The sequence below is a fragment of the Azospirillum sp. B506 genome (assembly GCF_000333595.1).
GTDB lineage: Bacteria > Pseudomonadota > Alphaproteobacteria > Azospirillales > Azospirillaceae > Azospirillum.
On the sequence record NZ_BADK01000864.1, the window covers coordinates 1 to 4,393 of the forward strand.

A 4,393-nucleotide genomic window follows, 5' to 3' on the forward strand; every position below is an offset into this window, starting at 1 on the left:
CACCGAATTCCCCCGTGGCGCCGATGCCTCGGCCGCGGAACACGGTGCGGTCGGCCAGGACCAGGACGCCGGTGTGAACCGCATTGTCGGAGGGGGGAGTGGCGAGAGTCATTCCTGTGAACCTTCCCAAAAACCGCGGCCGGCGACGGATCGGGTGATCGGCGGAACGGCGACGGCCTAGCGTCCCGCCGGGCGCGCACACGTAGCCGCTCGCACCCCACCTCCGCCGGAATCAAGCGGTTATGCGGGATCGAGTGGGCTGATCGGATGGGCCGGACATCCTATATGACGATTGGACGCAGGATTTCCAGCAATAGCTTTGCAAGGCGGCCCTGATCCGTGGACAAAGTCGGACGGTTGCGGGGCGCCCATTCGCCGGCTGGGGCTTTTGCCATGGAAATCGGCGGCCATTTTCGGAATAGTCGGCTGTCCGGCCGGGGACCTCTCATTCCGGCCCGACGAACCAAGGAAGACAGGACATGACGCTGCGCACGCAGTTCACCGACGGCCTCAAGGATGCGATGCGCGCGAAGGACCAGCGCGCGGTGTCCACCATCCGCATGATCCTCGCCGGCCTGAAGGACCGCGACATCGACGCCCGGGGGCGCGGCGTCACCGACGGCATCGACGAGGCGGGCATCCTGTCGATGCTGCAGGGCATGGTGAAGCAACGCAACGAATCGGCGGGGATGTACGAGCAGGGCGGCCGTCCCGAGCTGGCCCAGCAGGAGCGCGAGGAGATCGCGGTCATCGAGCGCTATCTGCCCAAGCAGTTGAGCGAGGAGGAGGCCGCCGCCGCCATCGACTCCATCGTGACCGAACTGGGCGCCGCCAGCATCAAGGACATGGGCAAGGTGATGGCCGAGCTGAAGGCCCGCCATGCCGGCCAGATGGATTTCGCCAAGGCCGGCGGTCTGGTGAAGGCGCGGCTCTCCGGCAAGTAAGGCCGGGCGAAGGGGGGCTGGCCGCCGCGGGGGAACCCGAGGCCGGGCTTGCGCCCCGGGGTGGCGTGCAGCAGTCGGGAGGACGGTGGAATGGTCGCGGTCCGCAAGCCCACTTTCTCAGGCATGACCGTCGCGGAGTTCCTGGACTGGAGCGGCGACGGCACCGACACGCGGTACGAGCTGGTGAATGGCGAACCGCGCGCCATGGCGCCGGCGAGTGCGACGCATGCCTACCTGCAGGTGGCGCTGGCGCGGCTGATCGAAGGCCACCTGATCGACCGCGGCAGCCCCTGCCGGACGGCCACCGAGGCGCCGGTGGTGCCCGCCCTGTCCAGCAACGCCAACCTGCGGGTCCCCGATCTGGCGGTAACCTGCGCGCCAGACGATCCGGACGGTCGCCTGCTTCCCGATCCGGTTCTGATTGTTGAGATTCTCTCGCCCAGCAACGAGCGCGACACCCGAGGCAACCTCTGGGCATACGCCTCGATTCCCAGCGTTCAGGAGATCCTGTTCGTCCACTCCACCCGCGTTGGCGCCGAACTGTATGGGCGTCGCAACGGCGACTGGCCACCCGAGCCGATCATCATCGGTCCGGATGACGAACTGGATTTGTCCAGCATCGGCTTTCGCGTGCCGCTGATCCAAGTCTATGCCCGGACCAAACTGATTCGGCAGCCGGACTGACCCTGCACCGTCTGCGCCCTTGGGGCCGGCGACGCTGGTTCCCATACTATGGCTCTGCTATAGCCTTGCGCCCATTGCCTCCGCCCGATGTCCTTCGTAGCCCGGTGACCGTTCGACCATGGCTTTCCCGCCCCAATTCCTGGAAGAACTGCGCACCCGGCTGACCTTGTCGGAAGTGGTCTCCAAGCGGCTGCGGCTGATCCGCGCCGGCCGGGAGTACAAGGCCCCCTGTCCCTTCCACAACGAGAAGTCGCCGTCCTTCTACGTCAACGACCAGAAGGGCTTCTTCCATTGCTTCGGCTGCGGCGCCCATGGCGACATCATCGGCTTCGTCATGCGCCACGACAATCTCGGCTTTCCCGAGGCGGTCGAACATCTGGCCGGCGAGGCCGGGCTGCCGGTGCCGCGTCCGACCGAGGAGGACCGGCAGCGCTACGAGCGGCGCAAGACCCTGCACGATCTCGTCGAGCAGGCGGCGCGCTGGTTCGAGCAGCAGCTGCACACCTCCGCCGGGCGGCCGGGCTTGGACTATTTCCTGCGGCGCGGTCTGGACGGCGAGACCATCGCCCGCTTCCGGCTGGGCTATGCTCCAAGCGATTCGAGCGCGCTGCGCAGCCATCTCGGCAAGCAGGGCTTCTCCGACGAGGATATGGTCAATGCCGGCCTGCTGAAGCGGCCCGACGACGGCCGGGCGCCCTACAGCTTCTTCCGCAACCGCGTCATGTTCCCGGTGACCGACCGGCGCGGTCAGGTGGTCGCTTTCGGCGGGCGCATCCTGGAGGGCGACGGGCCGAAATACGTCAACACCGCCGACACGCCGCTCTTCCACAAGGGCACGCTGCTCTACGGCCTGTCGCGGGCTCGGCAGGCGGCGGCGGACGGCAAGCCGGTGATCGTCGCCGAAGGCTATATGGACGTGATCGCGCTGGTCCGCGCCGGTTTCGAGGGGGCGGTGGCGCCGCTGGGCACCGCGCTGACCGAGACCCAGGTGCAGGAGCTGTGGAAGCTGATCCCGGCGGCGGAAAAGGTGCCTTTCCTGTGTTTCGACGGCGACAATGCCGGCCGGCGCGCGGCGTGGCGGGCGGTGGAGCGCATTTTGCCGCATCTCGCCCCCGGCCAGTCGGCCCGCGTCGCCTTCCTGCCGGAGGGGGAGGACCCCGACAGCCTGATCCGCGCCCAGGGGCCGAAGGCGATGGGCGCGGTGCTGGAGGCGGCCATCCCGCTGTCCGATGCCCTGTGGCGGATGGAGAGCGAAGGCCGGCCGACCGACACGCCGGAGGCCAAGGCCGCGGTGAAGGCGGCACTGGAGGCCCGCGTCGCCACCATCGCCGACCGCGACGTGCAGAGCTTCTACCGAACCGAGATGCGCCGCCGCGTCGACGAGGCCTTCGCCCCGGTGCGGCAGGGTTACAGCCGGGGGCCATGGGTGCCGGGGCAGGGGCGGGGCCGCTTCGGCGAGGCGCCGCGCCGCCATGTGCCGGGTACGCCCGGGCGGCTGACCTCCAAGCCGGCGGGGGAGGGGCGCGGCCGGGCGTCGCGGCTTGCCTCGATGCGCGAACGCATCCTGCTGGCGACGCTGATCAATCATCCGGACTTGTTCGGCGAGCTGGCCGAGCCGCTGGGGCTGTTGCCATTCGGTGACCCGGAGCTGGAAAAACTGCGCTGGGCGGTCGTCGAATGCCTGTCCGACGACCGCAACCACGACTCGACACTTGACGCCGCTGCGCTTTGTCGCCACTTGTCATCCGCCGGCCATGAGACGATGGTCGGTGCTTTGCTAGGCGAGTCGACCTATGTCCACGCCGGCTTCGCCCGTCCGGACGCCTCCACGGAGGATGCACGGAAGGGATGGTGGCCTGCGTGGCGGCATCTGCATCACGAGCGGGTGCTCGACGATCTTAGGGAAGCGAAGGCGGCTCTGACCCGTGACAACAGCGAGGCCAACTTCGCGAGGGTCGTGGCCCTTCAGCAGGAGGTCATCAGGTCCGGTCTGGGTATCGCGGACGACAGTGACTTCGACGATGTCTGACGGTTGACGATGCGTATCGTCGGCAATCGGGCGTCGGTTGAGGGGATGAGTTCGACAGGACGCAGTTAACAGGACAGGGCCGCATGACAGTTTCTGTGATCGCGGGTTCTGGGTAGTTACATGGTTGGGGGTGGGGCGGACGGGCCGGGAAACCGGGACCGGGCGCTCCTTTCGTCTTTATTCACTGGGGTAATGCGGGGGCACCGATCGCATGGCCACGAAAGCTGCGAACAGCGTGGAAGTTTCCGAAACGCGGGAGGAATCCGCCGACGGTCCTCTGATGGACGGCATGGGTTTGGCCGTCAAGAAGATGATCGCCCGTGGCAAGGAGCGCGGGTATGTCACCTATGACGAGCTGAACGCAGCGCTGCCACAGGATTCGTCCTCGTCCGAGCAGATCGAAGACACGATGGCGATGCTGTCCGAGATGGGCATCAACATCGTCGAATCGGAAGAGCAGGATTCGGAGAACAGCGGCGAGGGCGCGGGCGAAGGCGAAGGCCGTTCGTCGGGCAACCTCGACGACGACGACATTGGCCGCACCGACGATCCCGTCCGCATGTATCTGCGTGAGATGGGGTCGGTGGAGCTGCTGTCGCGCGAAGGCGAAATCGCCATCGCCAAGCGGATCGAAGCCGGCCGCGAGATGATGATCGGCGCGATCTGCGAATCGCCCCTGACCATCCGCGCCATCCTGGAGTGGCATGATTCCCTGATGAAGGGAAGATGCTGCGCG

At 67.2% G+C, this 4,393-nt stretch carries 4 protein-coding genes; all 4 read left to right on the top strand.

Annotation, left to right across the window (positions count from 1 at the left end; translation table 11 throughout):
- Nucleotides 1–479: 479 nt before the first annotated feature.
- Complete coding sequence (locus I71_RS26710) at nt 480–944, top strand: GatB/YqeY domain-containing protein (RefSeq protein WP_042701112.1); 465 nt, start codon at nt 480–482, stop codon at nt 942–944.
- A 90-nt stretch (nt 945–1,034) separates the two neighbouring features.
- Nucleotides 1,035–1,628, top strand: a complete 594-nt coding sequence (locus tag I71_RS26715; RefSeq protein ID WP_042701114.1) for a Uma2 family endonuclease — start codon at nt 1,035–1,037, stop codon at nt 1,626–1,628.
- A gap of 118 nt (nt 1,629–1,746) precedes the next feature.
- Nucleotides 1,747–3,657 carry a DNA primase gene (gene dnaG / locus I71_RS26720; protein ID WP_042701116.1) on the top strand — a complete coding sequence of 637 codons (1,911 nt, stop codon included), beginning with the start codon at nt 1,747–1,749 and terminating at the stop codon, nt 3,655–3,657.
- 211 nt (nt 3,658–3,868) lie between these two features.
- Nucleotides 3,869–4,393, top strand: a 525-nt coding sequence (locus I71_RS26725) for an RNA polymerase sigma factor region1.1 domain-containing protein (RefSeq protein ID WP_042701118.1), incomplete at its 3' end; no start/stop codon positions are given.